This window comes from Mesorhizobium sp. M1312, from assembly GCF_040318115.1.
Taxonomy (GTDB): Bacteria; Pseudomonadota; Alphaproteobacteria; order Rhizobiales; family Rhizobiaceae; genus Mesorhizobium.
This window is the reverse complement of record NZ_JAMYLQ010000024.1, coordinates 88,090-105,347: the sequence shown is the minus strand read 5'-3', so window position 1 is coordinate 105,347 and position 17,258 is coordinate 88,090. Positions and strand designations below refer to the sequence as shown.

At 60.6% G+C, this 17,258-nt stretch carries 17 protein-coding genes and 2 tRNA genes; 9 read left to right on the top strand and 10 right to left on the bottom strand.

Going from position 1 to position 17,258, the window contains the following annotated elements; genetic code table 11:
- Window positions 1–12: 12 nt before the first annotated feature.
- The 5 genes from NKH36_RS24505 to NKH36_RS24485 all read left to right on the top strand — a co-directional run bounded on the left by NKH36_RS24505 (window position 13) and on the right by NKH36_RS24485 (window position 5,338).
- Window positions 13–777 (top strand): ATP-binding cassette domain-containing protein, encoded by a 765-nt coding sequence (locus NKH36_RS24505; protein WP_352960976.1) that lies wholly within the window; start codon window positions 13–15, stop codon window positions 775–777.
- Between the two features lie 39 nt (window positions 778–816).
- Entirely contained in the window at window positions 817–1,857 is a 1,041-nt protein-coding gene (locus tag NKH36_RS24500; protein ID WP_352960974.1) for a sugar ABC transporter substrate-binding protein, read from the top strand.
- A gap of 136 nt (window positions 1,858–1,993) precedes the next feature.
- The gene (locus tag NKH36_RS24495) at window positions 1,994–2,989 is read left to right on the top strand and encodes an ABC transporter permease (protein WP_352960973.1); all 996 of its coding nucleotides are present in this window, start codon (window positions 1,994–1,996) and stop codon (window positions 2,987–2,989) included.
- Window positions 2,986–3,771, top strand: coding sequence for an SDR family NAD(P)-dependent oxidoreductase (locus NKH36_RS24490; protein ID WP_352960972.1), 786 nt, complete (start codon window positions 2,986–2,988; stop codon window positions 3,769–3,771). The genes NKH36_RS24495 and NKH36_RS24490 overlap by 4 nt, the downstream gene beginning before the upstream one ends.
- A gap of 451 nt (window positions 3,772–4,222) precedes the next feature.
- Complete coding sequence (locus tag NKH36_RS24485; RefSeq protein WP_352960971.1) at window positions 4,223–5,338, top strand: hypothetical protein; 1,116 nt, start codon at window positions 4,223–4,225, stop codon at window positions 5,336–5,338.
- 39 nt (window positions 5,339–5,377) lie between these two features.
- Here the strand turns inward: NKH36_RS24485 and nadE are convergent, their stop codons facing one another.
- The 5 genes from nadE to NKH36_RS24460 form a co-directional block, all read right to left on the bottom strand.
- Window positions 5,378–6,385 (bottom strand): NAD(+) synthase, encoded by a 1,008-nt coding sequence (gene nadE, locus NKH36_RS24480; protein WP_352960969.1) that lies wholly within the window; start codon window positions 6,383–6,385, stop codon window positions 5,378–5,380.
- The gene (locus tag NKH36_RS24475; RefSeq protein ID WP_352960968.1) at window positions 6,382–7,929 is read right to left on the bottom strand and encodes a class I adenylate-forming enzyme family protein; all 1,548 of its coding nucleotides are present in this window, start codon (window positions 7,927–7,929) and stop codon (window positions 6,382–6,384) included. Before NKH36_RS24475 ends, nadE begins: the two co-directional genes overlap by 4 nt.
- Before the next feature lie 22 nt (window positions 7,930–7,951).
- Window positions 7,952–8,212, bottom strand: a complete 261-nt coding sequence (locus NKH36_RS24470) for an acyl carrier protein (RefSeq protein WP_126106852.1) — start codon at window positions 8,210–8,212, stop codon at window positions 7,952–7,954.
- Window positions 8,213–8,230: 18 nt separating this feature from the next.
- Entirely contained in the window at window positions 8,231–10,168 is a 1,938-nt protein-coding gene (gene asnB, locus NKH36_RS24465; protein ID WP_352960967.1) for an asparagine synthase (glutamine-hydrolyzing), read from the bottom strand.
- A 448-nt stretch (window positions 10,169–10,616) separates the two neighbouring features.
- Window positions 10,617–10,692, bottom strand: a tRNA-Val gene (locus tag NKH36_RS24460).
- 215 nt (window positions 10,693–10,907) lie between these two features.
- Here NKH36_RS24460 and NKH36_RS24455 point away from each other — a divergent pair.
- Window positions 10,908–10,984: transfer RNA gene (locus tag NKH36_RS24455), tRNA-Asp, on the top strand.
- Between the two features lie 219 nt (window positions 10,985–11,203).
- Here the strand turns inward: NKH36_RS24455 and NKH36_RS24450 are convergent.
- Both NKH36_RS24450 and NKH36_RS24445 read right to left on the bottom strand, forming a co-directional pair.
- A complete protein-coding gene (locus NKH36_RS24450; RefSeq protein WP_352960966.1) occupies window positions 11,204–11,968 on the bottom strand; it encodes a hypothetical protein in 765 nt (254 codons plus the stop codon).
- Window positions 11,969–12,205: 237 nt separating this feature from the next.
- Entirely contained in the window at window positions 12,206–12,481 is a 276-nt protein-coding gene (locus tag NKH36_RS24445; RefSeq protein ID WP_352960964.1) for a hypothetical protein, read from the bottom strand.
- A 13-nt stretch (window positions 12,482–12,494) separates the two neighbouring features.
- Here NKH36_RS24445 and NKH36_RS24440 point away from each other — a divergent pair, with 13 nt between their 5' ends.
- Together NKH36_RS24440 and NKH36_RS24435 are read left to right on the top strand one after the other, a co-directional pair.
- On the top strand, window positions 12,495–12,692 hold the full coding sequence (locus tag NKH36_RS24440; RefSeq protein WP_352960963.1) for a hypothetical protein: 198 nt from the start codon (window positions 12,495–12,497) through the stop codon (window positions 12,690–12,692).
- A 478-nt stretch (window positions 12,693–13,170) separates the two neighbouring features.
- Window positions 13,171–13,617, top strand: a complete 447-nt coding sequence (locus tag NKH36_RS24435; protein ID WP_352960962.1) for a lipocalin-like domain-containing protein — start codon at window positions 13,171–13,173, stop codon at window positions 13,615–13,617.
- A 38-nt stretch (window positions 13,618–13,655) separates the two neighbouring features.
- Here the strand turns inward: NKH36_RS24435 and NKH36_RS24430 are convergent, their stop codons facing one another.
- Complete coding sequence (locus NKH36_RS24430; RefSeq protein ID WP_352960961.1) at window positions 13,656–14,279, bottom strand: hypothetical protein; 624 nt, start codon at window positions 14,277–14,279, stop codon at window positions 13,656–13,658.
- A gap of 54 nt (window positions 14,280–14,333) precedes the next feature.
- Window positions 14,334–14,879, bottom strand: a complete 546-nt coding sequence (locus NKH36_RS24425) for an EF-hand domain-containing protein (RefSeq protein WP_352960959.1) — start codon at window positions 14,877–14,879, stop codon at window positions 14,334–14,336.
- Between the two features lie 341 nt (window positions 14,880–15,220).
- On the opposite strand from NKH36_RS24425, the gene NKH36_RS24420 reads away from it, so the two are divergent.
- Entirely contained in the window at window positions 15,221–16,006 is a 786-nt protein-coding gene (locus tag NKH36_RS24420; RefSeq protein WP_352960958.1) for an ion transporter, read from the top strand.
- A 323-nt stretch (window positions 16,007–16,329) separates the two neighbouring features.
- On the opposite strand, the gene rbsK is transcribed toward NKH36_RS24420, so the two are convergent.
- Entirely contained in the window at window positions 16,330–17,256 is a 927-nt protein-coding gene (gene rbsK / locus NKH36_RS24415) for a ribokinase (protein ID WP_352960957.1), read from the bottom strand.
- Between the last annotated feature and the right edge of the window lie 2 nt (window positions 17,257–17,258).

The window sequence follows — 17,258 nt, the reverse complement described above, 5'->3', positions numbered from 1 at the left end:
GCTCAGCCTGGCATGAGTGAACCTCTGCTGGTGCTCGACAACGTCGCCAAGAACTATGGCGCGATCGAAGCGCTCAAGGGCATCAGCTTCTCGATCGGCAAGGGCGAGGTGGTGGCGCTTTTGGGCGACAATGGCGCCGGCAAATCGACACTGGTCAAGATCATCGCCGGCGGCCTGGAGCCGACCTCCGGTCGCATGCTGTTCGAGGGAAAGGAATTCCTGGCCAAATCTCCCGCCGAGGCCAAGGCCGCGGGGATCGAGACCGTCTATCAGGACCTCTCGCTTTGCACCAATGTCGACGTGGTGGCCAATTTCTTCATGGGCCGCGAGATCACCAGGAAATTTCTTGGCGTTCCCGTGCTCGACGAACCCGCCATGGAGCAGGTGGTCGAAAAGGCGCTGACCAGCGCCGGCACGCGCATTCCTTCGCTCAGAAGCAATGTCGAGCACCTCTCGGGCGGCCAGCGGCAGGCCATCGAGCTCAACCGGTTTGTGCATTTTGGCGGCAAGCTCGTGCTTCTCGACGAGCCGTTCGCAGCACTCGGTGTCGAGCAGACGCGGCGCGGTCTCGACATGATCCGTCAGGTGGCCAGCCAAGGTATCGGCGTCGTCATCATCACCCATATCATGCAGCAGGCCTTCCAGGTCGCCGACCGGATCGTGGTGATCCGGCAAGGCGTCGTTGCGGGCGATGTCGCGCGCAACAAGACAAGTCCCGACGCGGTGATCAACATGATCACCGGAGAGACGCTCGCCGGTGCCGGACCGGCAGGCTGAGGGACAAATGAGGGGTCCGGCGCAAAAGGAGCGAACGACATGAAGAAAATACTTCTTGCTGTCTTCGGTATCCTGGCACTGGCCTTTGCCACGCTCACGCCGGCATTCGCCCAGTCCAAGGGCACCGTCTACTACCTGGTGCCGACATTGCTCGATGAATTCCAGACCGGCTCGGTGAGCGCTCTGGAGATGTTCCTGAAGCAGGTCGGCTACGAGATGAAGACGCTGAACGCCGATAACAAGACCGACGCTCAGCAATCGCAAATGAACGACGTTATCGCGCTCAAGCCGTCGGCGATCATTCTCGCTGCCGTCGATTTCAATGCGTTGAAGCCGTCTATCGAGGCCGCCCGCGCCGCAGGCATCCCGGTGGTCGAGTTCGATCGCCAGATTACCTCGACACCGTCCGACTTCACTTCGGTGGCGGGAACGGTCGAAATCGGCCAGATTGCCGCCGATCAGGCCGAGAAGCTCTTGAAGGCGAAGCACGGATCGGTGAAAGGCAAGATCCTCCAGGTGCTCGGCGATCCTGGCGACCCCTACACGCTCGACATCCAGAAGGGTTTCGACGAGATGATGAAGGCGTTCCCGGACGTCACGATCATCTCGGTGCCTGCCATGCAATGGGCGGCGGATGCAGCCGGAACCATCGTCAACGACCAGATGCTCGCCAACCCTGATATCGACCTGATCTTCAGCCATGCGGCGCACCTCTCGGTCGCCGCCGTCGCCTCGCTCGAGGCCGCTGGCAAGAAGCCGGGCGACGTCATGCTGATGAGCTCGAACGGTGCGCCGGTCGGCCTGGACCTGATCCGCAAGGGCTGGCTCAACGTCGAAGTCGAGCAGCCGCTCTACGCTCAGGCCGCCGCCGTCGCCATGTTCATGGACAAGGTCGTCAACAAGCAGGAGATCAAGCCGGGCGAGTACGACGTGCTTGGCCTGAAGTCGACTGTGACCATTGAAGCCTGGGGACCGAACATCAAGATCCCCGGCGCTGCGATCACCAAGGAAAACGTCGACAACCCGGCCTTCTGGGGCAATCTGAAGCCGCCGTCGGGCACCGTGAAGCCGGTCGAATAGCAAAGTCGCCTAGGGCTTCGGGCCAGGCTGGCCCGGAGCTTCCTTGCGCGTTCGAACGGACGCGCAAGGAAGCTGCAGCAATTTTCAATCCGCGCATGATCCTTTCCGAGAATCGATGCGCCAGCCGGATCAGCACATGAATCCTCGCACGCGCCACGCCCTCGAGTTCGTCCTCGACAACCTCGTCTGGCTCATGCTGGTCTTCGTGCTGGTGGTCTTCTCCATCTCCATTCCGAACTATTTCCAGCTCGGCATCTTCGCCAACATCATAGAGGCGTCGAGCGTGCTTGGCGTCATGTCGATCGGCCTGGCGCTGGTCATCATCACCGGCCACATGGACTTGTCGGTCGAATCCGTGGCGGCCCTCAGTGCGATGGCGGTCGGCATCCTGTTCTGCTCGGCGGGCATCGGCCTTGGCGTTCAATTGCACCCGGAATGGCTGATGGTTCCGGTTTCGCTGTTTATTGCCCTTGCTGTCGGCGGCATCATCGGCGTCATCAACGGTTACCTAGTCGTCAAGGTGAAGATGAGTGCTTTCATCATCACGCTGGCGTCCTACATCTGGGTGCGAGGCCTCGTGCTGGTTATTTCGGGAGGCCGCTCCGCACAGGATCTTGCGCCGGCGATCCGCTGGTTCGGCATTCAGCGCCTCCTTGGCCTGCCACTCACCGCCTGGATCGCTATTGCGTGTTTCGTGGTCTTCTCGCTGATCATGGCCAAGACCCCCTTCGGCAGGCATCTCGTCATGATCGGCGGCAACGAGACCGCAACCTTCCGCGCCGGCATCCGCGTGAACCGCAACCTCGTCATTGCCTTCATTCTCGCTGGCGCCATCGCCGGCCTTGCCGGCTGGCTGCTGGCGATCCGCACCTCCGGCGCCACCGCCAATCTTGGCGTCGGCCTGCTGTTCAATGCCTTCGCCGCGGTCGTCATCGGCGGTGTCAGCCTGAAGGGCGGCGTCGGCACCCTGCCCGGCGTTTATGCCGGCGTGCTTTTGCTGTCGGCCATCAACACGGCGATCAACCTCATGGGCCTTCCGGCCAACTTCACCCAGGTGATCCACGGCCTGCTCGTGCTTGCCGCCGTGCTGCTCGACGCTTTCAAACAAACCATTCGCCAGAGGCTGGCATGACCGGGCGTCCAGAGATCGGAAGACTTGCGGACAAGATCGCGCTGATCGTCGGCAGTGCGCGCGGCATCGGCAAGGCCATCGCACAGCGCTTTGCCGAAAAGGGCGCGAAGCTGGTCCTGGCCGATACCGAGGTCGAGGCCGGGCAAGCGGCCGCGGACGAGCTCGGCGCTGCCTTCATCCGCACCGACATCTCGCAGATGGCCGATGCGGAGGCCGCCGTTGCGCTGGCGCTCGAACATCACGGCCGTCTCGACATCATGGTCCAGAATGCCGGCATCTATCCGTGGCAGTTGCTGGAAAACACCAGTCCGGAGGACTGGGACCGTGTCATGGCGGTCAATTTGCGCGGCAGCTTCAATGCCGCCCGTGCCGCGCTCGTTCCGATGAAGGCGCAGCACTTTGGCCGCATGCTGTTCACCTCCTCCATCACCGGCCCGCACGTCACCAGCCCTGGTCACGGCCACTATTCGGCGACCAAGGCGGGCATCAACGGCCTGATCCGTTCGGCCGCTCTCGAATTCTCGGGCTATGGCATCACGGTCAACGGCGTCGAGCCCGGCAATATCCTCACCGAAGCAATCCAGCTGCATCGCGGCGCCGCCTATATAAAGAACATGGAGGACTCCATACCGCTCGGCCGCCTCGGCAGCCCGCGCGACGTGGCTAATGCCTTCCTGTTCCTGGCCTCGGACGACGCCAGCTACATCACCGGCACGACCATCATCGTCGACGGCGGGCAGCTGCTGCCCGAAGGCAGGGATTTCCGGCTCCTTCCGCCATGATCTTCGATTTCGGCGACGGTTTTTTCCGACACCGGGCAGACAGCGGCAGATCATGCAGCACTTGCCACGGTCGCCTCAGAACCGGCGACGCGGGCAAAGGATCGTAGTCAAAGCGACTTGGCTTCGCGCCGGGAGTTGCAGGCTGAGGCCTCGCCAGACGTGCTGCGGCGCGAGGAAACAAGGCGTGAGTCGCGTCGATAAAACTCGATTCGCTACCAATACTTTAACATCGGTTTACCCGGAGTTGGTAACAGCAACGACGCTCGTTTTCATGATCACGCAAAGGGCCTACCTTGCCGCAGCAGTACAGCTCTCCTTTCGGCCACCTGAGCGATTGCAACTGGTCGAGATTGCACCGCTACGAACACCTGACGTTCGCCGCGACGGCCGATGGGAAGCCTGGCCTTGCCATGGTCTGGAAACGTGGGGACTCCGGTGCCGGGAGCCGGGCTTGAGCGTCATTCGCGCCCTGGAAGGTGCCGATCTTCCTGCAGTCGCGGGCATGTTTCAACGCGTGCTGCGCAAAGAGCGGACCGAAGCGCCCGCCTCGCTCATCGAATACATGAGACGGTTTTATCTAGAGGCGCCCGGCTGCGGAGGCGAGCTCCGGTCGCTAGTCCATGTCAACGACGCCGGCCGTGTCTCGGGGTTTGTCGGCGTTCACGTGTTACCGATGAAATTTAACGGCCGACAATTACGCGCCGCCATCTGCAGCTCGCTCATGGTCGAGGATCATGAGCGCGACCCGCTGGCCGGAGCCCGCTTGTTGAAAGCTTACCTGGATGGTCCGCAGGACATCTCCTTCAGTGAGACGGCCAACGATATCTCCGCAAGGTTGTGGACACGGCTGCGCGGCGTGGTCCTGCCGCAATACAGTCTCGATTGGGTACGCGTGATGCGGCCGTCGAGCTTTGTGCTCAGCCTTTCCGCCAGTCGCATGAAGCTCGCCCGAATGTTCGGTCCGTTTGCCCATGCCCTCGACCGGTTTTATTGCAGGCGAATGAAGTCCAGCGAACGACGCTGGTCGGGTGTGGCGGCGGACGGGGCAGGCCATGGAGCATTTCGGACGTCCGAAATCGACAGCGACACATTTGCCAAACTCATCGAACCCTTGACCGCGCAGTTCGCCCTGCGCCCGGAGTGGGCGGAAGGCCAACTCGATCATATCCTGATCGATGCGGCACAAAAGCCGGACCTGGGCGAGCTTATCTACGTTTCCGTGACATCGCCAGTCGGCACCAATGTCGGCGCATTCGCCTATCACGCACGGGCGGGTGAAATCGGTCGCGTGCTGCAGATCCTCGCCCTCCCCGGCCAGGCAGGTTCGGTGATCGACTGTCTAGTCGATGATGCCGCCGTACGCGGCGTCAGCGGCCTGCGCGGACGGATTCAACCCGCACTTCTGGAAGCAATGCTTGGGCGACGCATAGCTTTCCTAACTGTAGCCTCGACCGTAGTGCATTCACGCGATCCAGAGCTTTTGGATGCCATGAAGAACTCTCAAGCTTTCCTGAACGGACTTGCGGGTGAGCAGTGGAGCCGGCTGATCGGCGGCCGCTTCACCTGAAGCATTCAGTCGTGCGGGAGCGAAGGTTGGAGAGGCAGGTCAGGTATCGACTTCCTCGACCTCATCAACGAGTTGCGGACGCAGGTGCAGATAGCGCGTCGCCTTGCGCTTGGCGGCGATGTCGGTCCAGACGCGTTCAACCTGCGTGGCAGTTAATCCCGCCGCCTGCCCCACCAGTTCGGCGGCCACGCCGTTGTTGAGGCCGCAAAGGCAAAGATCCATGCGCTCATAAGGAAGCGAGAAGTAGAACTCCTCCTGCGTCTGCGCCAGCGAATAGGTATCGGTGGTCGGCGGCCGGTTGCGGATTTCCTCGGGAACCCCGAGATAGGCGGCGAGCGCGTAGACCTGTGTTTTATAGAGGTGGGCGATCGGCTTGACATCCGCCGCGCCGTCACCGTTCTTGACGAAGAAGCCCTGATCGTATTCCAGCCGGTTGGGCGTTCCAAGAACGGCGAAATTCAGCCGATCGGCATGATAATATTCGATCTGCTTCCGCGTGCGCTGCTTCATGTTGGTGGCGGCGACGATCCCGAGATAGACCGGGAGCGGCATTCTTAGTTTGGTCTGCTTGCCCTTGGGGTCCTGGACCACCAGCGACGAAATATTGTAGCCCTCACTCTCGAGGGCGTTCGCAATCACGATCTTCGAGGCCCAGCCTTCGCCGTATTCTGGGACCAGTTCGCGGATGAAGGCGTCGCGACGCTGGTAGCAGCCCATGGCGCGCAGGGCCGGCCCGATATCCTCCACAATAGCCTCGACACCGAAAGTGTCGGCGACAAGGCGGCCGAGCCGCAGACTTTCCGGATCGGAATCGTTTTCCGGCATGAACAGGCACAATACATTCTGAGGCCCGACGGCTCGCGCGGCCAACGCCACCGAGACACTTGAATCGATCCCGCCGGAAAGACCGAGCACGAGGCCGCGCTTGCGAATGCCGCGCAACTGCTGGCGCAAAGCGGTCACGATCCTGTCCGTTTCGGCACCGGGGTCGATCGCCAGAGCCTGCGCCAGAACGGTCTGCGCGTCTTGGGTCGGGCGATCGCTCATGGCGCGGCCTCCATCATCTCTGCAGCAAGCTTGCGGCTGACCTTGCCCGTATCCGTCTTCGGCAGTTCCAAGCGGAACTCGATAACCTTGGGGACCATGAAATCCTCAAGATGACGTGCGCAGTGGCGCATGACATCCTTTTCGCTGAGCGTCGGGTCCGAGCGTATCACGAGTGCGCCGATTGCATGCCCAAGCACCGGATCCGGCACGCCAACGACAACGGCCTCCGCGATGCCCGGATGGGCGTGAAGCACGGCTTCCACTTCCTTCGGAGCCACTTTCTCTCCCCGCGTCTTTATGATGTCATCTTTGCGCCCGACGAAATAGAGAAAGCCATCCTCATCGGTACTGAATAGATCTCCGGTATAGAGAACCTTCTCCCAAGGGTTCGGGCCTGGCCGCAGGGTCCGTTCGGTTGCAGCTTCGTTGCGCCAGTAACCCTGCATGACATGCGGCCCGCGAATGACCAACTCACCCGCAACGCCGGATGGCACTCGTTGCCCGTTCTCATCGACGACGAAGGCTTCAGTGTTCGGAATGGCTATTCCGACCGATCCCGCCCGGCGATCGAGCTCCTCGGGGGGTAGATAGGTGCAGCGCTTGCATTCCGTCAGGCCATACATCGAATACAGCCTGACACCGGGAAAAAGGAAGCGCAGGCGTTCTATGTGCGCCTGCGGCAAGGCCGCCGCCGTATTGGAAATATAACGAAGGCTGGGCAGGAAGCCCGGCGTCAGGTCACGCATCTGCAGGATCATCGCTGCCATCGTCGGCACGAGCGGAAGACCGGTGACGCCCTCCTCGCGAATGCGTTCGAAGACCGCTTGCGGAAAAGCGAATGACTTTTCGAGCACGAGGGTGGCGCCGAGTCTCACAGCCATCAGCAACTGATAGAGGCCATAGTCGAAGGCAAGGGGAAGAACATTCAAAATGATGTCGTCTGGAGAGTTGCGCAGATAGGTGGTGATGGAGTCCGCGGCCGCGTCGCAATTGCGGTGCGTCATCATCACGCCCTTGGGCCGGCCCGTTGAGCCTGAGGTGTAAATCAGCATGGCCAGATCGACGTCGATGCCGCGGTGGTCGATCTCCCCGGCTTCGGGCGTCAGGCAGTCGGCCAGGGATGTCGCCCCTGCCGGGCATTGGTTATCGGCACCAGCGGTGGAAGCCACGAAGATGCCGCTCTTGCCGCTCGATCCGAACGCTTCGGCGACCACGGGCATCAGTTTTGCCTGCGTGAGGATCGCGGCAGCGTCGCAATCGGCGATGATGTAGGCAAGCTTTTCGGCCTTGGTGGATGCGTTGATCGGACTGAACGTCGCCCCTGCCTTGAGGACGGCGAAAATCGAAACCGCAGCCTCCCAGCAATTGTCCATGAAGATCAGGACCCTGTTGTTGCGCCTGACGCCATTCGCGAAAAGGGCTGCGGCCAGGCGGCTCGAAAGATCGTCCAGTTCTTCGAAGCTCAGCCTTTTGTCCTTGGTGATCAATGCCGTTTTGGCGGGATGGGCGGCGGCCTTCGCGGCCAGAAAATGTTCGATCCGCATGGACGCTCCTCGCTGACTGTACCTACGCTGCCAGCGCTTCTGCTTTCGCCCTGATGAAGGACGAGAGGCGGTCAATCGAATCCAGGTTGGCCGGTACGATGTCGGAATCGACCATCGCTATGCCGAAATTGTCCTCTATGAAAGCCACGAGTTCCAGTACGGCTGTCGAGTCCATGATGTCGTTCTCGATCAGTGAGGCTGTATCCGAAAGCTGGTATGATGTGTCGCCGAACAGGAAGTTGTCGACGATAAAAGTTCTGACCTTGTCCTTGATTGTAACCATTTTTCTTTCCTTCCCTTCTCAAGCTGCTCGTTCTGCACCGACCTCTTGGCCGGTGAAATTCTTCTGCCACAGCTGCGTCGACAAAATGCCGACGAAGGCCGCGTTATCTCGAAACCCGGATACTGGCTGCGTGCGGCATTTCTCATGAAGATTTGCAACCGCCTTGGCGTTGAACAGTCCGCCGGCAGCGATGCTTGCTTCGCTCAAGCAGTCGCGTACGTAATCCAGTTCTCCAGCTCCAACAAAGGAGCTGGCGTCCGGGGCTCGGTAAGGTTGTTTCGTGCGCTCCCGGATCGCCGTCGGAAGCAGGTCCTTGGCTGCCTTGCGCAGTATGTGCTTTTCCAGCAATCCCTTCAGCTTCATCTCCGGCGGTAGTCTTGCCGCGAATTCCACCAAACGAGGATCGAGGAAAGGGAAACGTCCTTCGATTCCATGCGCCATCGCCATGCGATCACCTTGGCTGGAGAGGATATAACCCGGCAGAAGGAAGCCGGTTTCGAGATATTGTGCCTGATGCAGTGGATGCCACAGGGAAAATGCTTGGGGCAACCGGCTGACCAGGTCCTCGGCCGCGTCATAGCCCTTCAACGTCGCACGCAGGTCGCCGGAAAAGAAAATCTTCGCCGCCGCCGTGGTCTTGAAGCGCGGCCGGTGCGAGAACAGCGGATCGTCGAGCGCGGTGTTGCCGGCGCCGAAGAACGCAGCCAGGTACTCCACGGACTGCTGCTGCAGACCCGGCAGATAGGGATAAAGCCTGCGGAACAGCTGTGGCCTCATGCGCGATGCCGGCTGCCGCCCGCAGAACCGGCGAACACGCGCTTCCTTGAAGACATCGTATCCTGCGAAGACCTCGTCGGCGCCCTCGCCAGTCAGCACCACTTTCAGGCCGGCCTGGCGAACGAGGCCGGACAGTTGATAGAGGGGAGCCGGAGCCGTACGGATGATCGGCCGCTCGGCAAAGCGGATGACGTCGGGGAAGACACCGGCGATATCGCCGGCACGGCAGGCAATGGTTCGATGATGGGTGCCAAGTGCTGAAGCCATTTCGGTCTGGAAAGCGCTTTCGTCGTGCTCGGCGCTGTCGAACGCCACGGAAAATGTCTGCAGTTTGAGAGGGGTCATGCCGGCGGCAAGCGCCGAGACAAGGGATGAATCGAGCCCGCCCGAAAGATAAGAACCGACCGGCACGTCAGCGCGCATGCGAAGCCTTACTGCATCGGTCAAAAGGGCCTGTAGTTCCTCGGCCGCATCATCCTCGTTCGTGACCTTCGACGGCGCATCCCGATGCGGATAGTCGAGGTGCCAATAGCGTTTGACCGTGACTTGCCCCTGTGTAGCGATCATCACGCTTGCCGGCTCCAGCTCGTGGATATTGCGGAAAGCCGTGCGGGGAGCGATCGGCGCCCACAGCGTAAAGATCTGGTCGAGTGCAATCGGATCGATTTCGGCCGAGACGCCCGGAACCGCCAGGAGGGCTTTGATCTCCGACGCGAAGTAAAGCACGCCGTCCTTGTTCGTGTAGAACAGCGGCCGGACACCCATCCGGTCTCGTGCAAGCACCATGCGCCGACGCCTGTTATCCCATATCGCGAAGGCGAAATCGCCGTTCAGAAGCGGCAGGCAGTCTTCGCCCATCTCTTCATACAGGTGCAGGATGACCTCGGTGTCGCTCGACGTGCGGAAGCGCCGGCCCTTGGCGATCAGCCCTTCGCGCAATTCCAGGTAGTTGAAAATCTCGCCGTTGAACGCAATCGTCAAACTGCCTGACACGTCGGACATCGGCTGCTGGCCATCACCGATCCCGATCACCGACAGCCGCGCATGCCCGAGCCCGGCGTCCGGTGCTACAAATTTCCCTTGCTCATCCGGCCCGCGATGGGCGATCGCAGTTATCATGCGCGCAAGCAAAGCTTCCGCATCCCGGATCGAACCGAAATAGCCCCCGAATCCGCACATTACCTACGACTCATATAACAGCGAGGTACGAAACATAACCTCAATATTTTCCTCAAGCGTTAACCGGATAATCTAGGCTAACACATGGTTAACAATAATTAAAAAACAGAGGTACTTTTTTAGTTTATTATCTCGTCCAGATATAGAAGTATAATTCTAAACGCAACTTTTGTTCGAGCAACGGCGGCGCAGTCGCGTTGCCGCCCATGGCCGGCCCAGTCGGTCCGTCACAGATCGCTTGTTCGCTCGATGGATTTGGAATCCCGAGCCGCCCCGATCTAACCCAACAAACCTGCGGAAAATAAAAAGCGCTTAGTTTGCCACGAAGTCAGCGAGCGCCTGTTGTCCTTCGTACGCGCCGTCGAAATAACGAGGCCTGGCATCGTCGGTGTCAAAGTCGATCTTGCAAGCGAGCCGATCAGCGAACAAGACTAACCAAACGGTTATATGGTGGGCGATGACGGGCTCGAACCGCCGACATCTTCGGTGTAAACGAAGCGCTCTACCAACTGAGCTAATCGCCCGCTCCGGGCCGGACCTTTAAGCAGTTAGGACGGGGTTCGCAAGGCCAAATGAGCGCACAACGCCCTGGCCGCTCATCGGTTTTGGCAACAAAATCCTGCCTGTCAAAAAACCTTCTCCTGTTTGCTGTTATGCTGTCGCGCTCCGCTTGACACCCGGTGGCTTACGCCTTATCCACCGCCCCAACGACGAACACGGCTGACCGTGCTCGTCTTGCGCGGGTGTAGCTCAGTTGGTTAGAGTGCCGGCCTGTCACGCCGGAGGTCGCGGGTTCGAGCCCCGTCACTCGCGCCATTTCTTTCAAGGGGTTAGCTACCGCCCCTTGAAAAGTTTCAACTTTCATTTTCCAGAAAGTTTCAACTTTTTGTATTCGTTGCGTTCCTGGCCGAGCAGTTTGCGGCTTTTGCGGCGATGCGTCTGCAGTACGGACGGCGGCCAGGTTGACCGGCATATAGGTCTTCTGCAGCGCCTTGTTCTCGTCGATCGAGTTGCCCATCTTGGCCGAGATCGCCTCTACGGAAGCGCCGCCGGCATTGGCCTCGACCGCGCCGGATCGCCGCATGTCCATGAGGCGACGCTTCTCCCCTTCCCCGAAAACCAGCCTGCGCAGTTCGGCGAAGTCGTCGACCAGCGAGTCCTTCGTGTAAGGCACGCCGGGGCGCGGTCGGCCGCCCTTGGCGCCCGTGCAAAGCCGCGCGAGCGGAAGATCGGCGCATCGTCGAGCAGGGTGACGCCGAGCGATTCGACATAGGCCAGAACCAGCCTTTGCGTGCGCGGCGACAACGTGCCGAACGCCGCCTCGCCGCTCTTGGTGCGCTCGATCAGGAAACCCCACTCCTGCGCCGTCTTAACGGCCTGCGCCGGCGTCAGCGTGCGCACGTCGACCGGCGAGAAGCTGGTGTCCCAGGCGACGGCGATGATGCAGGCAAGGCCGCGGTAGCCGGCGCGCCATGCGCCCTTGACCAGGCGCACCGCCTCGCCCTCGGACCAGACCTGGGTGCGCCGGTTCGGCGTCTTGCGGCGGATGGCGAGCGACGGGTCGGCCTTCGGCGTGCAGAGCTTCATGCCGGCCATGACGTTATAGAGCGCCCGCCATGTCTTCATAGCGCGATAGGCGACGTCGATGCCCTTGGCCCGCATCAGCCGGGCATACCATTCATCCAGCAGCTCGAGCGTGATGTGGCCCGGCGGCAGGTCGGCGAAGTACGGCTCGATGAAGGTCCAGCCACGTTCCCAGTCCTCGCGCGTGCGCGGCAGGCGGCTCTTCCATGCCTCCATGCGGCGATAGCGGGCGAAGGCATCGCCTATCGAATCCTTCGGCCATGTGTCGAGGCGGGGAACCTCCCTGCCCTTGCGGAACGCCTGCGAGCGGTCTTCCCATTCCTTGGCGATCGCCCAGGCGTCCGGCCCGTCGAGCCCGCAGGAAATGCATTCGAAGCCGCCTCGACCATCTTTGGCGTCGGCAGCCAGTAGCCGTATTTGCCTTTGCGGATGACGAAGTGCTTCAGCTTGATCTTAGCCAAGGGATGCCAGCCTCGCCTTTGCGATTTCGGCGCTAGACTGCGCGCCGGATCCTGCTCCGGCAAGCCCGGAGCGGCGATCCTGCCAGGCGTCGATCGCCACCACGTCGTAATTGCCGGTGATCGGGCAGGCTTTTGGAAAGCCCTGCATCTGCAGGGCCGGCGAGCGCGAGAACATTTTCAGGCGGGCAGAAAAAGCGCGTGTCCGCGTGAATAACATGCCGCCAGCGACGGCTCTGGTCAGGCATGAGGGAACGATCCGGTCCGCCATGAGTTAGCACATCATGATGAACACCATGGAATCCCACGGACGCACGATCGCCGATGCCAAGGAGCGCATCAATCGGACCGAGCTCGCGCTTGAACGCTCAGAAGAAATGCAGGCCCAGAATATCGCGCTGTGCAGCAGGCTACGCGCGCAACGGCGTTTGGTCGAGGCCGCAGTCCGCTTGGTAAAGAACGATTCACCAGCAATGAAGTAGCGCGCGACTGAGCTTAGGCGGCTTGCGCTATCGCCTCGCCCGTTTCGGAGGCTCAACGCTCCATTTTGTCGATACGCTCGCTAAGAGCTTTCACCGCTGCCGTATTTTCCCGGCGGCCCGAAGAGGTCATTGCTGCCGCACCGCGGCAATGGCTCACCCTGCGTGCAGGAGAAGACGTAGTGAAGAGGATCCTGTCGTCGCTGGTACTTGCCGTCCTTGTGGCCGTGGGCAACGCGGAGGCGCAGGAACTGACAGTGATGCCGCTGCATGAGGAGCCCGCGGCGGGCGCTAGATCACGGCGCATGATACGCGCTTCTCTCGGGATAGAAGCAGTGGTGTCTCAGTTTGAATTCGGCTGTGGGAGGATAGCAGTAGCCTGCGTTGCCAAGTCGCCGATTGGATAAAGTGCGTTCCACCGGAACTTTGGCAGTGTCAGGCTTCATGCTATTTTGCCCACTCTTTCGTGGAGATGAGTGCGGTGTCGCAATTGGCAACTTTGCTGCTGGGATCATGGCGGATGATTTCCTGGACCTATGAGGTCCTTGTATCCGGCGAAGTCAGAGACGCTTTTGGAAAGAATCCCAGAGGCGTTATCACCTATGCTGCGGACGGCCGAGTGATGGTGCTCGTGCTTAATGAAGATCGCATAACACCCAACGATCTTGTCCCGACTCCCGAAGAAAAGATCGGACTTTACGATTCGATGTTTGCCTATGCGGGGACATACACGGTCGAAGACGATCGAGTTATTCACCACATTGACATGAGCTGGAACGCGACGTGGGAGGGCACCCAGCAAGTTCGTTTCATCGATACGGATGGTCGAATGCTGACTTATAAATCAGCCCCAGCAAAAAACCCCCTTGACGGTCGCGACTGCATTCACACCGTCAGGTTCGAGAAGATCGTTCCGCCCCTAATCTGATTGCGAAGATTGGCGTGGCCCCAAGCCGTGGAGGCAAGTCATGAGCGATCCCACTTCACAGACCGTCTATTTTTATAATCGTCATCCCATCTCATGCGAATCATCCTTACGAAACTACGTGCAAGCCGTGGCCACCTCGACGGCTTGCGCCCTGAAGAGCTGTTTCCCCACGACCTCCCGTATTCGGAAGCAAGTCGCGACAGATCGAGAATTTCGACGGCAAGTTTCGTTTCCTTGTCGATGGTCTCACGGGCGATTTCGGCGAGCCGGAAACTCTTCGACATTTCGCCGGGACAGGTATGCTCGCTGCGCGACGACCCGTTGATGATCAATAGACGCGGCGGGACCGTTAGATCCTCGTGCCGACGCTGCGCCTGTAGCACCGCTTCGTGCGCAGCGATCCAATCGACCGACAGATCGTAGTCGGGGTCGCTGAACGTAGGACCGGCTTTCTTCGTGATCGGGCTCTTGCGGGAATCGGCATAAGCCTGCCAGGCGATCGAAGCGATTTGCTCGATCGACCGGGCGACCGGTTCGAACGCTGGATCGACGAATTGCTGCATGTACCTTGCCTTGAACTCTTTCTCACTCAATTTGGGACTAGCCATGCCCTTGCGAGGCGCCGGGGTTTTCCCGACAAACTTGCCAACGAGACCAGCCATTTCCGAATTCCTTTCCCGAATCTTCGTCCAGGAACGCGCAAGACTTGCAGTGATTTATTCACCCGTTTCGTCGGCACCTCCGTGGAAGAAGGATCGGATTTCCTCCCTGTCGACGCTGTCATCGCCGTTCTCGTCGACAGCGTTGAATATCCGCCCGATGAAATCCTGAACCTCGGTTTGAGAAAGCGCACCATCGCCGTCGGCGTCCACTATGGCGAACATCATTCGCATCCGTGCGCCATGCATCATCCCGCCTCCCATTCGGCGCCCGTCATGCGGACCTCTTCGGAAATCGCGATGCCAACGGTCGCCACCTCGTCGTTCTGCTCGAGGGCGACGATGCTCCTGCATTCTCTCCTCCAGCATCTCAGTCATCATCTGACGCATCATTTGGCGCATGGAGTCTTCGGTTGGCCCGCTCATTCCTGGCGATGGCTGTGAACCTTGATCCGGTGCCGGTGCGGTGGGCGCAGGTGAGCTCGTCTGGGATAGTGCCGGCGAAGCCAGCATAGCCAGCGCCGCGGCAACTGCTGTGGTCTTGCCTGCTAATGTCATCGTATTCTCCTTGGAGAATGGTGGACCGAACGTGTCGGCATCCAAGCCAAACCCGCTGCTCCCCGCATGGTTCCTGGCGACTTGGCAGATGATCGCTGTGTGCCGGTTCATCTTTCGCGCTGCCGCAGAAAAATGCAGTCCCTACAGGGACATAGCGCAGCGATCCGCTTTAACAGCGGGCCAGAAGGCTATTTCCGACTGGGGCGTGTCACGCTGGATTCGCGGATGGCCTTAGTTCCTTAATACAAAAAGTTTCGACTTCGGTTTCCTGAGAGTTTCAACTTTTGTATTTGTTGCGTTCCAAGCCTGTCATATGCGTTTGAACATTGGATTTTCCCGAACCCGGCTCCCACTTTGGGTCCGGATGCTCTCACGGAGAAGAAGCCTTGGATGCCCTGAAATCGCTCATCGAATCGCGCCATTTCGACCTCACGATCATGGTCCTGATCCTGATCAACGCCGTCACGCTCGGCCTCGAAACCTCGCCCGATGCGATTGCTGTTTTGGGCCCGCTTTTAACAGCCATCGACCGTGCGATCCTCGGCGTCTTCGTGCTCGAACTCGCGATCCGGGTGGTCGTCTACAGGACGAATTTCTTGCGCGATCCATGGCGCATCTTCGACCTCTTCGTCGTCGGTTTCGCGCTCATCCCCGCGACCGGTTCGCTGTCCGTGCTGCGGGCGCTGCGCATCCTGCGGGTCCTGCGCCTTATCAGCATCGTTCCGTCGCTGCGCCGTGTCGTCACCGGCTTCATCACCGCCTTGCCTGGCATGGGCTCGATCATGCTGTTGCTCGGGCTGGTATTCTACGTCTTTGCGGTGATGGCAACGAAGCTTTACGGCTCGTCCTTTCCCGAACTGTTCGGCGGCATACCGGAATCGCTCTTCACGCTTTTCCAGGTCATGACTCTCGAAGGCTGGTCGGACGGCGTGGTGCGCCCGGTCATGGCGGTCTATCCGACCGCCTGGCTGTTCTTCATCCCATTCATCATCGCGACCTCGTTCACCGTGCTCAATCTGTTCATCGGCGTGATCGTTTCGGCGATGGAGGCCGAGCATGAAGCCGTAGAATCGGCCGACAGGGCAACGCTGCACAGCGATCAGGCCATCATCCTCGCGGAGCTACAGGCGCTGCGGGCAGAGGTCCGCGAATTGTCCGGCGTTCGCAGCTAGATCGCGTCATTCGGCGCGACAGGTACTTCCCCGCGAGCATTGCAAACCACAGCCATTCCTATCCGTCGGCGGCTTCTGATGGTGTGGTGCCGTGAAAGAGCCCGCCGCTCCATTTGCGAAGCGGCGGGGCCCCCAGATTACCCCCCCCATTGCCAGGTCAAGGTTGCCCCCGGCATCGCTGACCGTGCAATTGCGGCGCCAGGACCCAGTGGCCCATTACGGGCACCTATGCCAATGACGCAAGATGGGATTGCCGATTTACATTAACTGTTGCTAATGTGCCACCATGGTCGGAACGGACCAAAGTGGAGAGCTTGCGGGCCTCACCCCTTGGCGAGCAATGCCTCGACCTCTTGCAGCGTCGGCATCGACGGCGCCGTGCCCGCTCGCGTTACCGAAATGCCGGCGACGGCGCAGGCGAAGCGGACCGCTTGCAGCGGTTCCACCCCTCTCGCAAGTGCTGCAGCCAGGCCGCCATTGAAGGCGTCGCCTGCGCCGGTTGTTTCGACCACAGGGCCGGCATTGATCGCGCCGACATGGTCGGAGCGGCTGGCCGTGTGCAACAGCGCGCCCTTTTCGCCGAGCGTCACGATAACCGCACCGACGCCCTTCTGGAGCAGACTGTCGGCGGCGCGGCGGGCGTCGTCGATGGAGGACACCTTGATGCCGGTCAGTTCCTCGGCCTCGGTTTCATTGGGCGTGACATAGTCGCAGAGCGTGTAGATGCGCTCGGGCAGGCTTGCCGCGGGCGCCGGATTGAGGATGGTCGTCACCCCTGCCCCGCGCGCGATTTCCAGCGCCCGCAGCGCCGCCTTGATGGGCTGTTCGAGCTGGGTGACGAAGACGCCGGCCGAGCGGATCAGGCCGGCATGGGCCTCGATATCGTCGGGCGAAATCAGCATGGCCGCACCGGGGCTGACGATGATGGCGTTGTTGCCGGTCGTCTCCTCGACGAAAATATAAGCCGCACCCGTGTAACTCTCCGGCGTGTCGATGACGGCGCTCTTCACCTCGGCCTGCGCCCAGGTTTGCCTGGCCATATCGGCAAAGGGATCAACGCCGAGGCGCGTCAGGAAGGTGGTGTCTGCGCCGAGCCGGCCAGCCGCGACCGCCTGGTTGGAGCCCTTGCCGCCCGGGCCGAGGGTGAAGGATGTGCCAAGGAGCGTCTCGCCCATGCGCGGCTGGCGCGCGGCGCGGTAGGCGGTGTCGGCGACGAAGACCCCCAATATGACGACAGGCTTGCCTGGCATCC